The sequence below is a fragment of the Streptomyces thermoviolaceus genome (assembly GCF_045209695.1).
GTDB classification, from domain to species: Bacteria; Actinomycetota; Actinomycetes; order Streptomycetales; family Streptomycetaceae; genus Streptomyces; species Streptomyces thermoviolaceus.
In genome coordinates, this window is the sequence record NZ_CP109280.1 from 2,255,294 (window position 1) to 2,269,518 (window position 14,225).

Genomic DNA, 14,225 nt, shown 5'->3' on the forward strand with positions numbered 1-14,225 from the left:
AGGTCTCACGGGGTCCCGCGGAGGTGGTGCCCGCGGGGCGCGGAGGAGGAAACCGTTCAGCCGGCGAACCAGCGCACCGGCTTCGGCGCGAGGTTCTGGTAGACGTGCTTGGTCTCGCGGTATTCGGCGAGCCCGGCCGGTCCGAGTTCGCGGCCCACGCCGCTCTTGCCGAAACCGCCCCATTCCGCCTGCGGCAGGTAGGGATGGAAGTCGTTGATCCACACGGTGCCGTGACGCAGCCGGCCGGCCACCCGCCGGGCCTTGCCGGGGTCGGAGGTCCACACGCCGCCGGCCAGGCCGTACTCGGTGTCGTTCGCCAGGAACACCGCCTCGTCCTCGGTGCGGAAGGTCTCCACGGTCAGCACCGGGCCGAAGACCTCCTCGCGGACCACCGTCATCTCCCGCCGGCAGCCGTCGAGCACGGTCGGCTCGTAGAAGTACCCCGAGGTCAGACCCTCGGGCCGCTTGCCGCCGGTGCGCAGCACCGCACCCTCCCGCAGCGCGGAGGCGACATACGCCTCGACCTTCGCCCGGTGCTGCTCGGAGACCAGCGGGCCGCACTCGACGCCCGGCTCGGTGCCGCGGCCCAGGCGGATGCGCTGCGCCCGGCGGACCAGTTCGGCGACGAACCGCTCGCGGACGGACTCCTCGACGATGAGCCGGGCGCCCGCCGAGCAGACCTGGCCGCTGTGCAGGAACGCCGCGTTGAGGGCCTGGTCGACGGCGGTGTCGAAGCCCTCGTCGGTGGCGCAGGCGTCGGCGAAGACGACATTGGGGTTCTTGCCGCCGAGTTCCAGCGCGACCTTCTTCACGGTGGGGGCGGCGGCCTGTGCCACCTTGGTGCCGCTGGCCAGACCGCCGGTGAAGGAGACCAGGTCGACGCCGGGGTGCTCGGCGAGCCGGGCGCCGACCGTGAGGCCGGGGCCGGTGACGATGTTGGCGACCCCGGCGGGCAGACCGGCCTCGATCAGCAGCCGGACCAGGGCGACGGTGGTCAGCGGGGTGATCTCGCTGGGCTTGACCACGAAGGTGTTGCCCGCGGCGAGCGCCGGGGCGATCTTCCAGCTGGCCTGCAGCAGCGGATAGTTCCACGGCGTGATCAGCGCGCACACGCCGACCGGCTCGTGGACGACGACGCTGTGCACGTCGGGGGACCCGGCGTCCACGACCCGGCCGGGCGCCTCGGCGGCGACCAGGTCGGCGAAGTAGCAGAAGGCGTCGGCGACGCAGTCGACGTCGATCCGGCCCTCCTGCAGGGTCTTGCCGGTGTCCCGGCTCTCCAGCAGGGCGATGTCCTCCCGGTCCCGCTCCAGGAGGCCGGCCACGCGGCGCAGCAGGGCGGCGCGCTCGGCGACCGGGGTGCGCGGCCAGGCGCCCGCACCGCCGTCAAAGGCGCGCCGGGCCGCCTCCACCGCCAGGTCCGCGTCCCGCTCGTCGCCCTCGGCGACCACGGCGAACGGTGTCGCGTCCGCGGGGTCGAGGATGTCGCGGGTGGCACCGGAGAGCGCCTCCCGCCACTCCCCGCCCACGTGGATGGTGCTGTGCGCGGTGTGTGCCGTGCTGTCCGCCATGATCGGTACTGCCTTCCGTTTCTGCGTGCTCGCCCCGGGTGACCGGAACGTCACCTTCAGGGGCCGTCAGCGCCTGCCCGTGGCGGCAGCAGGCATGCACATCCGGCAGGGAATTGTGACTCGGGTCACGGATGTTCGGCGTACGACAGGAGGAACCGGACACGGTCCGCACGGCCGGGCCGGCGGCTCAGTCCGACGGCACCGGGCACTCGCTGCCGGGGGGACAGAACCACTCCAGGGCCGTGGTGAGGTTCCGCAGCGCGTCGGCGCCGCCGTCGCTGTCGGGGCCGTAGGAGGTGATCGAGTAGATCAGGCCGTCCACGGACACGAAGCGCTCGTCGTAGACGTGCCAGGTACCGATGTCGGGCTCGCCTTTGAGGGAGTCGGCGGTGTACTCCAGCCGGGTGCCGCTGACACCGGCGTCGTCCACGTGCTCCAGGGACAGCTGGTGGAACCCGCGCGGCTTGGGCACTTCGGACAGATAGAGCCTGAAGGATTCGTCGGGCGTGCGTTCCTCGACCTGGTACACCATGATCCGCCGGTCGCCGGCGGCGCTGCGGTAGTGGACGATGTCCATGCCGTACTGCGCGGGGGTCGTGGAGCGGTGCCAGCCCTCGGGCACGGCGATCCGGAAGCCCTCGTCGTCGTCGAGAACGGTGTAGCCGTACGGCGGCTCCGCGACCGTCGGGGACGGGGAGTCGACGTCCGTCCCGGGGTCCTCCGGGGGCGGCGGAAACGTCGGTGAGGAGAGCGTGGACGAGTCGGTGGGCTCCGGGTTCTTGCCGTCGTCGTCGGTGCCCAGCGACACCGTCAGGCCGACGGCGAGCCCGACCGCGGCCGTCGCCCCGGCCACCGCCCACAGCGCACGCGGACGGCGTCCGCCGGGGCGCGGCTCCCGCGGCGCGGTCCCCCGGTCGTCCCGGGTGCCGTCCTCCCAGCGCTGGGCGTCCTCGTTCCAGTACCGCCCGCCCCCGTTCGTCACACTGTCCTCCCTCCCCCGTGCAGCGGACCGGATGTCACAGCCCGAGCAGGCCGGCCACGGCGCCGGCCGACGTCAGCAGGCTCAGCACCGACTGCGCGTCGGTGAGCAGCTCCCGCAGCCGCTGCCGCCTGCTCTCGCCGGCGGTCCCGGTGCGGGTGATCTCGTTCTCGGTGTCCGCCAGGGCCTCGTCCAGCTCCCGGATCTCCTCGGAGCTGCGCAGCCGGGCCAGATCGGCCCGCAGTTCCCGGACCGCCTGGAGCAGTTCCCGCTCCGCGTCGTGTGTCGGGGGCGCGTGGTGGTGGCTCTCGGCGTGCGCGTGGCTGCCGATGGCGAAGGTGCTGCCCGAGACGTCGCCGATGCGGACGTTCGGCTCATCCGCCGTGCTCATCGCTGCCGGATCCCTTCTCCTTCTTCAGTGCGGTGTTCGGCCGGTGGCCACCGGTGGTCGAGGACGTGTCCTGCGAGGGAGCGCCCGCGCCGGAGGCCGCACGGGCGTGCGTGCCGATCGCGAAGGTGCTGTCCTCGACGCTGTCGATGTGCACTCCGCCGTTGCTGATGTTGACGACCTTCTGGACGAACTCGCCGGTCTCGTAGCCGTGTTCGCTCAGGGCGGTGCGGACGCCGTGCGCGATGCGGTCCTGGATGCTGCGCAGGTACCGGTCGACGTCCATCTGCTGGAACAGCGAGCCCGTGCCGGCCGAGCCCAGCTCCCGCACGGACAGGACGGGGCCGTCGGGAAGGGCGTCGCGGTGTTCGCCGGTGAGCAGCTGCCAGCCGTGCCAGACGGCCCGGAACAGCACGGCCACGGACCGGATCGTGGCCCCGGGCACCTGTCCCACCATCCAGGTCGCCTTGGCGAGCAGGCTGGAGGTGCGCAGCTGGTAGGCGATCCGGTCGGCGTCCCGGAAGTCCTCCCGCACCGGCATCAGCACATGCGGGACCACCTCCAGCATCAGCATCCGCCCCTGGGTGTGGATGCGCACGTAGACGGTGACGACCAGGTTCTCCTCCCAGCCGCCGACCCGCACCCGGAGGAAGTGCCGCCGTCGCTCGGCGCCTTCCTCCACCGCGCGGTCCCGGTGGTGCGCGAACGCGTCGTAGGGGGCGTCCTCCCGGCGGGGCAGGCCCTCCGCGGGCAGGAAGACGCACTCGTCGATCTCCAGCCAGCGCAGCCGGTCGCGGACCAGATGGCCCGCGTACTCCGGCGGCAGGCGCAGGCTCTCCAGCAGCGGGCGGACGGTGTCCAGCACGATGCGGTTGCTCAGCGGACGGGGCGTGCGCCCCTCGGCGGGACGCATCTCGACGGCCAGCACCCAGGTGTCGTAGGCCCGGCCGGACCCGCAGAAGGGCCGGCTCTCGCGGTACAGGATCAGCGGCGCGTGCTGTTCCTGCCGGATGCGCTGCTTCAGCCGCTTCAAGCGCGGGCTCACTGCCCGCTCCGCCGGGTCCGAGGCGATGTCCGCGAAGCGGTCCGGGGACAGTTCGGCGTTCAGGGCACGGGCGAACTGGCCGCGCTGGCGCCCCGCGCACACGGCGATGGCGGCGAACAGAGCGAGCGGGATCAGAACCAGCAGGAGGAGAAGCAAGGCCTCGGCGTCACCGGACTTTGCGGCGATGAGCACGACCATGACCGGCACGACGATCAGCAGGGCGGCGAACGTCATCCGCCCCACCCAGTGGGCGGCCCGCGCGGTCGCCTTGCGCACGGTGGACACCTGGGGATCGTCACTGTGCAGGGCGTCGGCGAAGGCCAGCAGCAAACTGGGGACCAGCAAGAAGGCCATCAGGCCACTGGTGAGCACGCATCCGACGATCCACAGCCCCACGACGGCCGCGCTCCAGTACACCCCGGCCCGGCGTGCGCGCAGCGCGTGGGCCAGGACGCGGGCGGCGTCGAAGCCGAGGGACGGCGCCACGATCCGCTGTTCGTGCAGGTACAGCTCCTCGATCACCCGGTCCCGGTAGTCCGGGTCGAGGTAGACACCCGCACACAGCAGGCGGGTGGCCTCGCTGGCCTGCGGAGGGACGGGCGAGGGACCACCCGAAGACGCCGGTTGCGACTGGTGCGGCACGGACACGGTGTCCACGCGACTCCCCCGAGGTGCGAACGGCCGCCACAGCGGCAGAACTGACGGACCATCACCTTAGAGCACAGAGGAATGGCCGGGGAAGCCGTTTGTCAAGAGTGTGACCACGTGAGGGCAGCCACAGCTCCGGACCGTACGAGGCCGCCCAGGATGCTCGGGTCCCGCCCGGGGGAGCCGAGCAGGTCCCGCAGGTGCCTCACGCCCGCTGCGTCGGGCGCGTCCCTTCCGGCCGCTCGCCCAGCAGCTCCCGCACGACCCCCCGCAGCCACGCGTGGGCGGGGTCGGCGTCGTGGCGCGGGTGCCAGGCCAGGCCCATCTCCAGCGGGGGCAGCGGCAGCGCACGTCGAAGGCGACCAGGCCCAGCGAGGTCGCCAGGGGCAGCGTCCACGAGGTGAGCAGGCCGACCAGGTCGGTGTCCCGGATGACGAAGAGGGAGGCGGGGAACGTGCCGACCGTCCCCACCACCCGTCGGCTCAGACCGAGGTCGGCGAGCGCGGCGTCGACGGGGCCGTGCAGCCTGCCGCGACGGGAGACGATCAGGTGGTCGGCCTCGGAGGCGAACCGCTCGGCATGGGCCCGGCCCTGCGTACGGTCGCGCTGCTGGTCCTGGCGGCGACGGTCTGGGTGGTCGCCGGATTCACCGACCGGCGAGCACCCCGCGTGGTCGCGTCCTGCGGCGACCACGCACGGGTGCGGTCGGGCCGCTGATGTGCTCCGTCGTCCCCTGGAATCCCCTGTGCCGTACGCGTTCACGAGGAGTCGTGGCATGCCAGTCGCCCTGCCCGCCCCGGTTCTCGACCACGGCCGGGGCAGCAGATGCGGCAGGTGCTCGTGCGGGAGGCCGGCTGGGCGTGGCTGTCCGTGCCGTCCAGGCTCTTCTGGGCGCCGGGCCGGCGCGGCACGGCCGGAACGGGCCAGGCATGAGGGCCGCTTCACGACGGCGACGCCGGAACAGGCCACGGGCCCCGGACCGCCCGGAGGCGGAACGGGGCCCGTGCGGGCTCGTGACACGCCCGTGCGGGACGCACCGGTGAGCAGGGCTCAGATCAGGCCGAGGCCGCGGACCGCGTCCCGCTCGTCCTGCAGCTCCTTGACGGAGGCGTCGATACGGGCGCGGGAGAACTCGTTGATCTCCAGGCCCTGGACGATCTCGTACTTGCCGTCCTTGCAGGTGACGGGGAAGGAGGAGATCAGGCCCTCCGGCACACCGTAGGAGCCGTCGGACGGAACGGCCATGGAGGTCCAGTCGCCCTCGGCGGTGCCGTTGACCCAGGTGTGGATGTGGTCGATGGCGGCGTTGGCGGCGGAGGCGGCCGAGGAGGCGCCGCGGGCCTCGATGATGGCGGCGCCACGCTTGGCGACGGTCGGGATGAAGTCCTCCTCCAGCCACTTCTGGTCGTTCACGACCTCGGCGGCGTTCTTGCCGGCGATGGTGGCGTGGAAGATGTCCGGGTACTGGGTGGCGGAGTGGTTGCCCCAGATGGTCAGGCGCTTGATGTCGGAAACGCTGCTGCCGGTCTTCTTCGCGAGCTGGGTCAGCGCGCGGTTGTGGTCCAGGCGGGTCATCGCGGTGAAGCGCTCGGCCGGGACGTCCGGCGCGGCGGCCTGCGCGATGAGCGCGTTGGTGTTGGCCGGGTTGCCGACGACCAGGACCTTGATGTCGTCCGCGGCGTGGTCGTTGATGGCCTTGCCCTGCGGCTTGAAGATGCCGCCGTTGGCCTCCAGCAGGTCACCGCGCTCCATGCCCTTGGTGCGCGGACGGGCGCCGACGAGCAGGGCGACGTTGGCGCCGTCGAAGGCCACGTTCGGGTCGTCGGTGATGTCGATGCCCTGCAGCAGCGGGAACGCGCAGTCGTCCAGCTCCATCGCCGTGCCCTCGGCGGCCTTCAGCGCCGGGGTGATCTCCAGCAGGCGCAGCTTGACCGGCACGTCCGCGCCGAGCAGCTGGCCGGAGGCGATGCGGAAGAGCAGGGCGTAACCGATCTGGCCGGCCGCGCCGGTCACGGTGACGTTCACGGGAGTGCGGGTCATGGCGTTCTCCGTATGACAGCTGGCGGTGGGGGCGTCCCTGCCCCGGGTGCAGGATCCCGCGCGTCCGGTTGGGCGACCGTACGCCCGCCGCGATGATCGATCATGCGTGCGGATGATCGATCTCTTGGCGTCAAGAGAGATCCAGCGGTCAGGCTATCGCGCATCCCGCATCCCGGACGGCCGGGAGGCTGTGGCCCGCCCCACAGAGTGACCGGCCGACAGGCAGGCGGCGTACCGGGCGGCCGCCGCGCGGGAGGGAGTGCGCGGCGGCCGCCGGGGGTCCCGGAAGACAGGACTCCCGTGGGGGGGTACCGGTGCGCCTTCCCCCCACGGGCCCGCCCCATGCCTGTCACATCACCTCTTCTTTCTCTTCGTCTACGGCGGTCTTGTGACGGTGCGGCACCTGTTCGGGCACACGGGGCGCCCCGGCACGGACGCGGACGTCCGCACCCGGGCGGGCGAGCCTGCCGGCGCGCGGATACGGGGTGCGCGGGTCCGGGGTGCCCGCGCACGGCCGTCACCTGGTGCAGCCGGTGCGTCCGGACGCCAGGGTCACGCAGGCCGTGGCCTGGCCGGCGTCGGTCACCGCCACCATCGGTGTGTAGGCGATGGTGTCGCCGGCCTCTGCGACCGTGTCGCTCTCCTTGCGTGCGCCGACCACGACCTGCACCTGATCGCCCTGTGCGGCCTGGGTGATGCGGCCCCAGGCGGCGCCGCAGGTCTCGCTGTAGCGCACCTCGACCACGGTCTCGCCCACGGTGGCGCTCCGTGCCGTGGTCACCAGTTCGCCGCTGCACCCCATGGCCTCCGCGTCCTTGCCGGTGCAGCCGGTCCCGGCGCATTTCACGCCGGGCGGCAGGTCCGGGTCGGCGGCGGCGGCCGGCGACGACGGCCTCGACGTGCCCTGGCTGCCGCGGTCGTTCTCGCCGGCGGTGGCGGTGAAGACGGCCCCGACGACCGCGAGCGCGCCGGCCATGCCGGCCAGGAACATCGTCACCTGCCGCTTGCGGGAGGTCTCCGCGCCGCCATCCCCCGTCTCGCCCGCCGGGCGCGGCGGCCGCGGCACCTCGCTCCCGCGGGCGGGCTCGTCCGCCCGCACTCCGTCCACCCCGGCTCCGTCCGGCCGTGCGTCGTCGGGCCGTGCGCGGTCGGGTCGTTGACCGTCGGGCCGTGCGCGGTCGGGTCGTTGGCCGTCGGGCCGTGCGACGTCCGGTGTGCCCGCGGCGGCCCGCGGCGCGGGCGTCCGATTCTCCGGGGCTGTCGCCTCGTGCGGCGTCCTGCCGGTTGCGCCGGTGCGTTCGCGGGCGTCGGCGTCACCGGCCGACGGCTGCGCGGGCACCGTGGGGAACACCCCCGCCGGGCCGGCGATCGGCAGGACGGACGAGCCGGGCGCCTTGGCCGAGCCCTCACGCGGCCCACGGCCCGGGTCCACGGCGGAGCCGGCCGGGTCCGGTCCGGTGCCGGCCGTCCCGTGGTCCGCCGGGCCGAGCGCGGCGCGGGCCCGGGCGATACGGATGGCCTCCATGGTCCGGTCGTGGCGCAGTTCCGCGCGGCTCCAGGCGCGTTCGGCCAGCTCCCACATCGTGGTCAGATGCACCGGGTCGGTGCCGGTGACCTCGGCCAGCGCGACGACCGCCCCCTTGGGCGCCAGCAGCCGGCCGCCCAGATACCGCTCCCAGGAGGTCTTGCTGTAACCCGTGCGGTCGGCGAGCGCGGCGATCCCCATCCCGCTGCGGTCGACGAGCCGCCGCATCTGCACGGTGAACTCCTTGACCTGCGGATCGAGTTCGTCGGGCAAGGCCTTCCAACGAGGCATTGCTGCTTCCCCCTCTCCCCCGGACACTGTCGGCTGTGCCACTGACGGCCACGCTAGCCGGGCCACCGGGAGACGTCGTCCCGCATCGCTTTTTTGTCCACAGATCGACACAGCACCGGCGCAAACGGGATCGCTCACGCCACACGGATGTTCGACGCATCCTGGCGCATCCGGGGGAGTGCGCGGTGCGGAGCGGGCGCGCGACTGTGGCAGGGCGACGACAGACGTCGCGAGACGGTCACCGGCGTGCGACAGCGCGCGGACAGCTGTTGATCGGTGCGAGCACCGTGCAGCAGGCTGAACGGCGACGGCGGCCCGTCCTGCTCGGGGGAGAGGACGGACCGCCGTCGTGAACGGACGCCCTGAAGACGACCCGAAGACGCCCTGGAGGAGACGCCTTCACGAAAGGACGCCGACCGCGCGCTGCCGGGGCGTCAGCCGCGGATGGTGAAGTGCAGCGCGTCGTCCAGGAACGGGATCTCCAGCCACGGGTCGGGCTGGGCCATCAGCGCCAGCAGCACGATGGCCACGCCGAGGACGCCGTAGGTGGCTATGTCGGTGAAGCGGGAGCGCACGGCCAGCATGCCGACGCGGGGCAGCAGCCAGCGCAGCGTGGCCCCGCCGAGCATGGCGGCGCCGATCAGCAACAGCCCGACACGGAACGCGTCGAGCGCGGTCACCAGCAGTCCGATGCCCGCCGTGGCCAGCACGGCGAGCAGCGGCCACTGCCGCACCAGCGCCGAGGTGTCCCACGGTCCGATCCGGCCACCGCCCTCGAGGCGGCGCAGCGCGTCCTTCAGCGCCGGCGCCACGCGGCGCAGCGGACCGAGAAAGGGGCCGTGAACGTTCCGCATCCGCACGTGGGGCTTCGCGCGGGCGGATCCCCGCGCGGAGCCGTCCGTCTCAGCCGACACTGCGCTCCGCCGCCTCCACCACGTTGACCAGCAACTGGGCCCGGGTCATGGGACCGACACCGCCGGGGTTCGGGGACAGCCAGCCGGCCACCTCGGCGACGTCCGGGTGGACGTCACCGACGATCTTGCCCTCGGCGTTGCGGGAGACCCCGACGTCCAGGACGGCCGCGCCCGGCTTGACGTCCTCAGCGCGGATCAGGTGCGGGCTGCCGGCGGCGGCGACGATGATGTCGGCGCGCTTGAGGTGGGCGGACAGATCACGGGTGCCGGTGTGGCACTGGGTGACGGTGGCGTTCTCGCTGCGCCGGGTGAGCAGCAGCGGCATGGGGCGGCCGATGGTGGTGCCGCGGCCCACGACCACGACCTCGGCGCCCTTGATCTCCACGCCGTAGCGGCGCAGCAGGGTCAGCACGCCGTTGGGGGTGCAGGGCAGCGGTGCCGGCTCGTTGAGGACGAGACGGCCGAGATTCATCGGGTGCAGGCCGTCGGCGTCCTTGTCCGGGTCCATCAGCTCCAGGATGCGGTTCTCGTCGATGCCCTTGGGCAGGGGCAGCTGGACGATGTACCCGGTGCACGCCGGGTCCTCGTTCAGCTCCCGGACGACCGCCTCGATCTCCTCCTGGGTGGCGGTGGCGGGCAGCTCGCGCTGGATGGAGGCGATGCCCACCTCGGCGCAGTCGCGGTGCTTGCCGGCGACGTACTTGCGGCTGCCGGGGTCGTCCCCGACGAGGATCGTGCCGAGACCGGGCGTGACCCCCTTCTCCTTCAGCGCCGCCACGCGGGCGGTCAGATCGGACTTGATCGCGGCTGCGGTGGCCTTGCCATCGAGAATCTGGGCGGTCATGGCTCCATCCTCCCGGATGGAGGGGCCCGGGTTCCAATCAGGGGCGCCGCTGTCGCCGTGCCGTGGCGGGCGGGATTGCAGGTGCACAACGCCTCGCTGTCCGGACTGGACAAGATCTTGCCGTGTCTAGAACGATGCATTGCGCAAAAGCGCGGTTCGTTTCGGGGGGGCGAATCCGCTCAGATGTGTCGCTCCTCCGCATGTTCCGCACCGTCCCCACAGACGTCGACGGAGGAATCCGGCCATGAGTTTCGGCTCGCCCCAGAATCCCTACGGGGCGCCGCAGAATCCGCAGCAGAGCTACGGCTACCCCCAGGGGCAGCCCGGGTACGGTCAGCCGCAGCCCGGGTACGGGCAGCCTCAGCCCGGATACGGCTACCCGCAGCAGACCGGCTACCCGGGCGGTGCGGGCGGCCCCAACCCCCGGATCGCCTCGATGGGCCGCCGCCTGGGTGCCCGTCTGATCGACGGCCTCATCCTGGCCGTCGTCTACACCATCCTGGTGTTCATCGGCCTCGTCGGCGCCTTCTCCGCCGCGAGCGACTGCGGTGACCCGGGCAGCATCGGCTACGACGCCTGCATCAACGACGCGGGTTCCGACTTCGCGCAGCAGTTCGGTGCCATCCTCGGCGGCGTGTGGGTCCTGACCCTGCTGTACGAGTGGCTGATGATCGGTCTGGTGGGCCGCACCCTGGGCAAGATGGCCGTCGGGCTGCACGTGGTGAACGCCGAGACGGGGGCCAAGCCGGGCCTCGGCAAGTCCTTCATACGCTGGATCGTCACGATGATCGGCAGCGTGGCGTGCGGCATCATCACGCTGCTGGTCTACCTGTCCCCGTTCTGGGACAAGTCGGGCCGCCAGCAGGGCTGGCACGACAAGGCCGCCGGCACCATGGTGGTCATGAACTGACAGCCGGCTGCTTCCGCCCGGACGCTGCGCCCCGGACGGAACAGTTCAGGCCATTCGACACGACAGGGCCGTGTCTCACCCGTCCAGGGGGACACGGCCCCGTCGTGTCCCCCTACTCTGGCGAAGGCAGCCGTCAGGCACGGGGAGACGCACCTTGTACAGCATCATCGTGATACCTCCGCCGACCACGGAGGACGAGCGGCCCGGCGAGCGCTTCGAACTGGCCCCCGGCGAGCGCCTGGCCTTCGGGCGCAGCACCGGCAACGATCTGGTGATCGCGCACGACGGGGTTTCGCGGCGGGCCGGGGAGATCACCGCCCAGGGGGCGTTCTGGCTGCTCAGCAATCTCTCCGCCCACCAGACCTATGTCGTGGACAATCCGGAGGGCGCGGGCGAGCACGTCAAGATCGGGCCGGGCCGGCTGGACGCGCCGATCCCTTTCGAGTTCTCCCGGATCGTGCTGCCCGCGGCCGGTGACCTGCTGCCCATCGAGGTGTGGGCGCCGCGGCACGACTATCTGTGCGGCCCGCACGGAGCCGAGGGCGACCCGACCGCGCCCGCCTTCTGCCTGGACCGCAGCAAGCGCTACTACGCGGTGCTCACCGCGCTGTGCGAGCCCCGGCTGCGCGGCGACCCGCACGCCCCGCTGCCCACCGTCGACCAGGTCGTGGAGCGGTTGCGCCCCACCTGGCCGGCCGCCTCCCGGACGTCGGTGCAGTGGAACATCGACTATCTGGCCGTGAAACTGCGCCTGAAGCCCGCACCCGAGTCCGCCGAGACCGGGCCGCGCCTGAACGGCAAGAAGGAGGCGCTGGTCTCCCTGGCGCTGCGGTTCGACCTGGTGCGCGAGGACGATCTGGCGCTGCTGGCCGCCCGGACGGTGCGATGAGCGAGCCGTACGCCGTGCCGGTGCCCCGCGGGTACCGGGTGGGGGTCTGGGAGGTGCGCCGGCCGCTGGCCACCGGCGCGTTCGGCAGCGTGTACGAGGCCCGGCGCACCGGCGAGGCCACCCGCTCGCCGGACGGCGTCGACCTGCCGGACACCGTCGCGCTGAAGTTCCTGCCCACCGGCACCGGCACCCCGCGCCGCCTGAGCCATCTGCGCGAACTCGTCGAACGCGAGGTGGAGCTGCACCGGCGGCTGCGCCGCCCGCGGCTGATCCGGATGTACCAGACGCTCACCGTCGACGACCCGGAGCAGCCCGGCCTGGACGGTGCCACCGTGCTCGTCCTGGAGAAGGCCGAGGGATCGCTGGACGCCCTGCTGGACGACGACCCGCGGCCCGCGGCCGGGCCCGTGCTGCTCGCCCACATCTGCGAGGGCCTGGCCCAGCTGCACCGAGCGGGCTGGGTGCACGGCGACCTGAAACCCGCCAACGTGCTGCTGATGCGGGACGGTTCGGCCCGGTTGGCCGACTTCAACATGGCGGCGGAGCTGGAGGGCACGCACGCCTACTCCCCCGCCTTCTCCACGCCCGACTACACGCCGCCGGAACTGCTGTGGACCGAGATCGGCACACGCGGCCGCCGGATCCGCCCGTCCGCCGACGTGTGGGCCTTCGGCGTGCTGGCGCACCTGGTGCTCACCGGCTCCTTCCCGCTGCCCGGCGGCACCCCGAGCGCCCGCCGCGACGCGGCCGTCGCCTACGCCCGCGGCACACAGGAGCTGCGGCTGTCCCCCGAACTGCCCGAGCCGTGGCAGGAGATCGTCCGCGCCTGCCTGGCCCCCACCCACGCCGACCGCATCGGCACCGAGGCCCTGCTGCGCCGGGTGGAGGCGGTCGCGGGCACCGGGCGCACCTCCCGGTCGACGCGTCCCCTGTTCCGGCGCGGCCCCCGGTCCGGGCTGCGGCCTCCCCGTGCGCTGCGCAGCCGCCGTGCGGCGGTCGTGGCGGCCGCGGCCGGCACCGTCGCCGTGGCCGCCCTCGGCTACGGGATCGGTCTGCCGTCCGGCGGCGGAGGGGACGGCGACGACAAGGTGCCGGCCACCTACGGGGCCGCGGACCTGAGGACGGACAAGGACATCCCGGTGCGCTACCGCCGGCTCATCGTCGACGCCGCTCACCACTGCCCCCGGCCCGGCGTCACGCCCGCGCTGATCGCGGCGATGCTGAAGGTCGAGAGCGACTTCGACCCCGACCTCGCCGATCCCGGCCACCAGGAGTACGGCATCGCCCGCTGGACCCCCTCCGTGCTGCGCTGGTGGATGCGCGACGACGGCATCCCCGCCTCGGCCACTCCCACGCCGCCCCTGTCGCCCTCGGTGTCCATCCCGGCGATGGGCCGCTACCTGTGCTTCATCGAGAGCCGACTGGAGCCGGACCTGCCGGGTGACAAACGGCTGCTGATCGCGGCCGGTTACCGGACCTCGTACAAGAAGGTGAACGAGGCCGGCGGCGTTCCCCCTGGGTACCGGGGCTACTGCGCCCGGGTCGAGCACTACCTCAAGGAGTACACGCCCACGGGCGCCAGGTGACCCTGAGAGTTCTGAGGTACCGCGCGGGCCGGAACCAGGGCACGGTGGAGACGTCCACAGCGGACGGCAGGACCAGGGGTGTCCGGCTCGTTCGGGGGAGAGCCGGACACCCCGCCGCCCGCACCGTCTCCCCCGTGCACCACCGAAGCGACACCTGTTCAGGGGGAAAGACTGATGACCGTCTTCGGCAAGGCCCTGGCTCTGACCGCTGCTGCCGCCACCGGTGTGGCCGCGCTGACCCTCTCCGCCGCCGGCAGCGCCCAGGCCGCCAACCCGTGCTGGAAGAGCGGCTCCGTGTGGTACTGCAACAACGCCACCGGCGCGAACGTCTACGCCAGCACCAACACCAGCAGCGGCGTGGTGGGCCGCATGTACTCCAACCCGTCGTTCTTCGTCTGCAAGTTCGACGGCGGCCAGAACCACGGGGGACCGCACCCGACCCGCTGGGTGTGGACGCAGGCCGACAACGGCAAGTGGGGCTGGATGAGCGACAACGACATCGCCTCGGAGACCAACCCGCTGCCGTCCTGCTGAGGCTGACGCCGGATCACCGGCTGAGGACTGTGCGGACTCCGGAGCCGTCGGGCTTCCGGTG

13 protein-coding genes and 1 pseudogene are annotated in these 14,225 nt (G+C 72.6%); 5 read left to right on the plus strand and 9 right to left on the minus strand.

Translation table 11 applies throughout. The features are described 5' to 3' along the window. Window positions 1-56: 56 nt before the first annotated feature. The 5 genes and pseudogenes from OG899_RS09780 to OG899_RS09800 form a co-directional block, all read right to left on the minus strand. A complete protein-coding gene (locus OG899_RS09780; RefSeq protein WP_125496789.1) occupies window positions 57-1,571 on the minus strand; it encodes an aldehyde dehydrogenase family protein in 1,515 nt (504 codons plus the stop codon). Window positions 1,572-1,758: 187 nt separating this feature from the next. After that, window positions 1,759-2,553: a hypothetical protein gene (locus tag OG899_RS09785; RefSeq protein ID WP_260604053.1), complete on the minus strand. Its 795-nt coding sequence runs from the start codon at window positions 2,551-2,553 to the stop codon at window positions 1,759-1,761. A 34-nt stretch (window positions 2,554-2,587) separates the two neighbouring features. After that, window positions 2,588-2,941, minus strand: coding sequence for a hypothetical protein (locus OG899_RS09790; RefSeq protein WP_125496788.1), 354 nt, complete (start codon window positions 2,939-2,941; stop codon window positions 2,588-2,590). Next, the gene (locus tag OG899_RS09795; protein WP_406310993.1) at window positions 2,925-4,640 is read right to left on the minus strand and encodes a hypothetical protein; all 1,716 of its coding nucleotides are present in this window, start codon (window positions 4,638-4,640) and stop codon (window positions 2,925-2,927) included. Before OG899_RS09795 ends, OG899_RS09790 begins: the two co-directional genes overlap by 17 nt. A 196-nt stretch (window positions 4,641-4,836) precedes the next feature. Beyond that, window positions 4,837-5,225 (minus strand): annotated as a pseudogene (locus tag OG899_RS09800) (LysR substrate-binding domain-containing protein); the annotation flags it as partial. On the opposite strand from OG899_RS09800, the gene OG899_RS09805 reads away from it, so the two are divergent. Beyond that, window positions 5,181-5,348: a hypothetical protein gene (locus tag OG899_RS09805; RefSeq protein ID WP_168131366.1), complete on the plus strand. Its 168-nt coding sequence runs from the start codon at window positions 5,181-5,183 to the stop codon at window positions 5,346-5,348. The pseudogene OG899_RS09800 and the gene OG899_RS09805 overlap by 45 nt on opposite strands. A 333-nt stretch (window positions 5,349-5,681) precedes the next feature. On the opposite strand, the gene OG899_RS09810 is transcribed toward OG899_RS09805, so the two are convergent. From OG899_RS09810 to OG899_RS09825, 4 genes are all read right to left on the minus strand, one after another. Further along, entirely contained in the window at window positions 5,682-6,671 is a 990-nt protein-coding gene (locus tag OG899_RS09810; protein ID WP_125496786.1) for a malate dehydrogenase, read from the minus strand. Window positions 6,672-7,188: 517 nt separating this feature from the next. Further along, window positions 7,189-8,487, minus strand: coding sequence for an XRE family transcriptional regulator (locus OG899_RS09815; RefSeq protein ID WP_125496785.1), 1,299 nt, complete (start codon window positions 8,485-8,487; stop codon window positions 7,189-7,191). A gap of 434 nt (window positions 8,488-8,921) precedes the next feature. Continuing rightward, complete coding sequence (locus OG899_RS09820; protein ID WP_125496784.1) at window positions 8,922-9,341, minus strand: DUF3017 domain-containing protein; 420 nt, start codon at window positions 9,339-9,341, stop codon at window positions 8,922-8,924. A gap of 49 nt (window positions 9,342-9,390) precedes the next feature. Then, on the minus strand, window positions 9,391-10,245 hold the full coding sequence (locus tag OG899_RS09825; RefSeq protein WP_125496783.1) for a bifunctional methylenetetrahydrofolate dehydrogenase/methenyltetrahydrofolate cyclohydrolase: 855 nt from the start codon (window positions 10,243-10,245) through the stop codon (window positions 9,391-9,393). A 244-nt stretch (window positions 10,246-10,489) separates the two neighbouring features. Between OG899_RS09825 and OG899_RS09830 the strand changes: the two genes are divergently transcribed. From OG899_RS09830 to OG899_RS09845, 4 genes are all read left to right on the plus strand, one after another. Further along, the gene (locus tag OG899_RS09830; RefSeq protein ID WP_125496782.1) at window positions 10,490-11,155 is read left to right on the plus strand and encodes an RDD family protein; all 666 of its coding nucleotides are present in this window, start codon (window positions 10,490-10,492) and stop codon (window positions 11,153-11,155) included. Between the two features lie 154 nt (window positions 11,156-11,309). Further along, on the plus strand, window positions 11,310-12,044 hold the full coding sequence (locus tag OG899_RS09835) for an FHA domain-containing protein (RefSeq protein ID WP_168131402.1): 735 nt from the start codon (window positions 11,310-11,312) through the stop codon (window positions 12,042-12,044). Continuing rightward, on the plus strand, window positions 12,041-13,630 hold the full coding sequence (locus OG899_RS09840; RefSeq protein WP_125496781.1) for a protein kinase domain-containing protein: 1,590 nt from the start codon (window positions 12,041-12,043) through the stop codon (window positions 13,628-13,630). Before OG899_RS09835 ends, OG899_RS09840 begins: the two co-directional genes overlap by 4 nt. 174 nt (window positions 13,631-13,804) lie before the next feature. Beyond that, window positions 13,805-14,164, plus strand: coding sequence for a hypothetical protein (locus tag OG899_RS09845; protein WP_125496780.1), 360 nt, complete (start codon window positions 13,805-13,807; stop codon window positions 14,162-14,164). Window positions 14,165-14,225: the final 61 nt, after the last annotated feature.

Excerpts from the sequence above, each read along its gene's own strand:
- OG899_RS09780 (WP_125496789.1), bottom strand. The coding sequence starts at position 1,571 with ATGGCGGACAGCACGGCACACACCGCGCACAGCACCATCCACGTGGGC.
- OG899_RS09790 (WP_125496788.1), bottom strand. The coding sequence starts at position 2,941 with ATGAGCACGGCGGATGAGCCGAACGTCCGCATCGGCGACGTCTCGGGC.
- OG899_RS09810 (WP_125496786.1), bottom strand. The coding sequence starts at position 6,671 with ATGACCCGCACTCCCGTGAACGTCACCGTGACCGGCGCGGCCGGCCAG.
- OG899_RS09815 (WP_125496785.1), bottom strand. The coding sequence starts at position 8,487 with ATGCCTCGTTGGAAGGCCTTGCCCGACGAACTCGATCCGCAGGTCAAG.
- OG899_RS09820 (WP_125496784.1), bottom strand. The coding sequence starts at position 9,341 with ATGCGGAACGTTCACGGCCCCTTTCTCGGTCCGCTGCGCCGCGTGGCG.
- OG899_RS09825 (WP_125496783.1), bottom strand. The coding sequence starts at position 10,245 with ATGACCGCCCAGATTCTCGATGGCAAGGCCACCGCAGCCGCGATCAAG.
- OG899_RS09830 (WP_125496782.1), top strand. The coding sequence starts at position 10,490 with ATGAGTTTCGGCTCGCCCCAGAATCCCTACGGGGCGCCGCAGAATCCG.
- OG899_RS09840 (WP_125496781.1), top strand. The coding sequence starts at position 12,041 with ATGAGCGAGCCGTACGCCGTGCCGGTGCCCCGCGGGTACCGGGTGGGG.
- OG899_RS09845 (WP_125496780.1), top strand. The coding sequence starts at position 13,805 with ATGACCGTCTTCGGCAAGGCCCTGGCTCTGACCGCTGCTGCCGCCACC.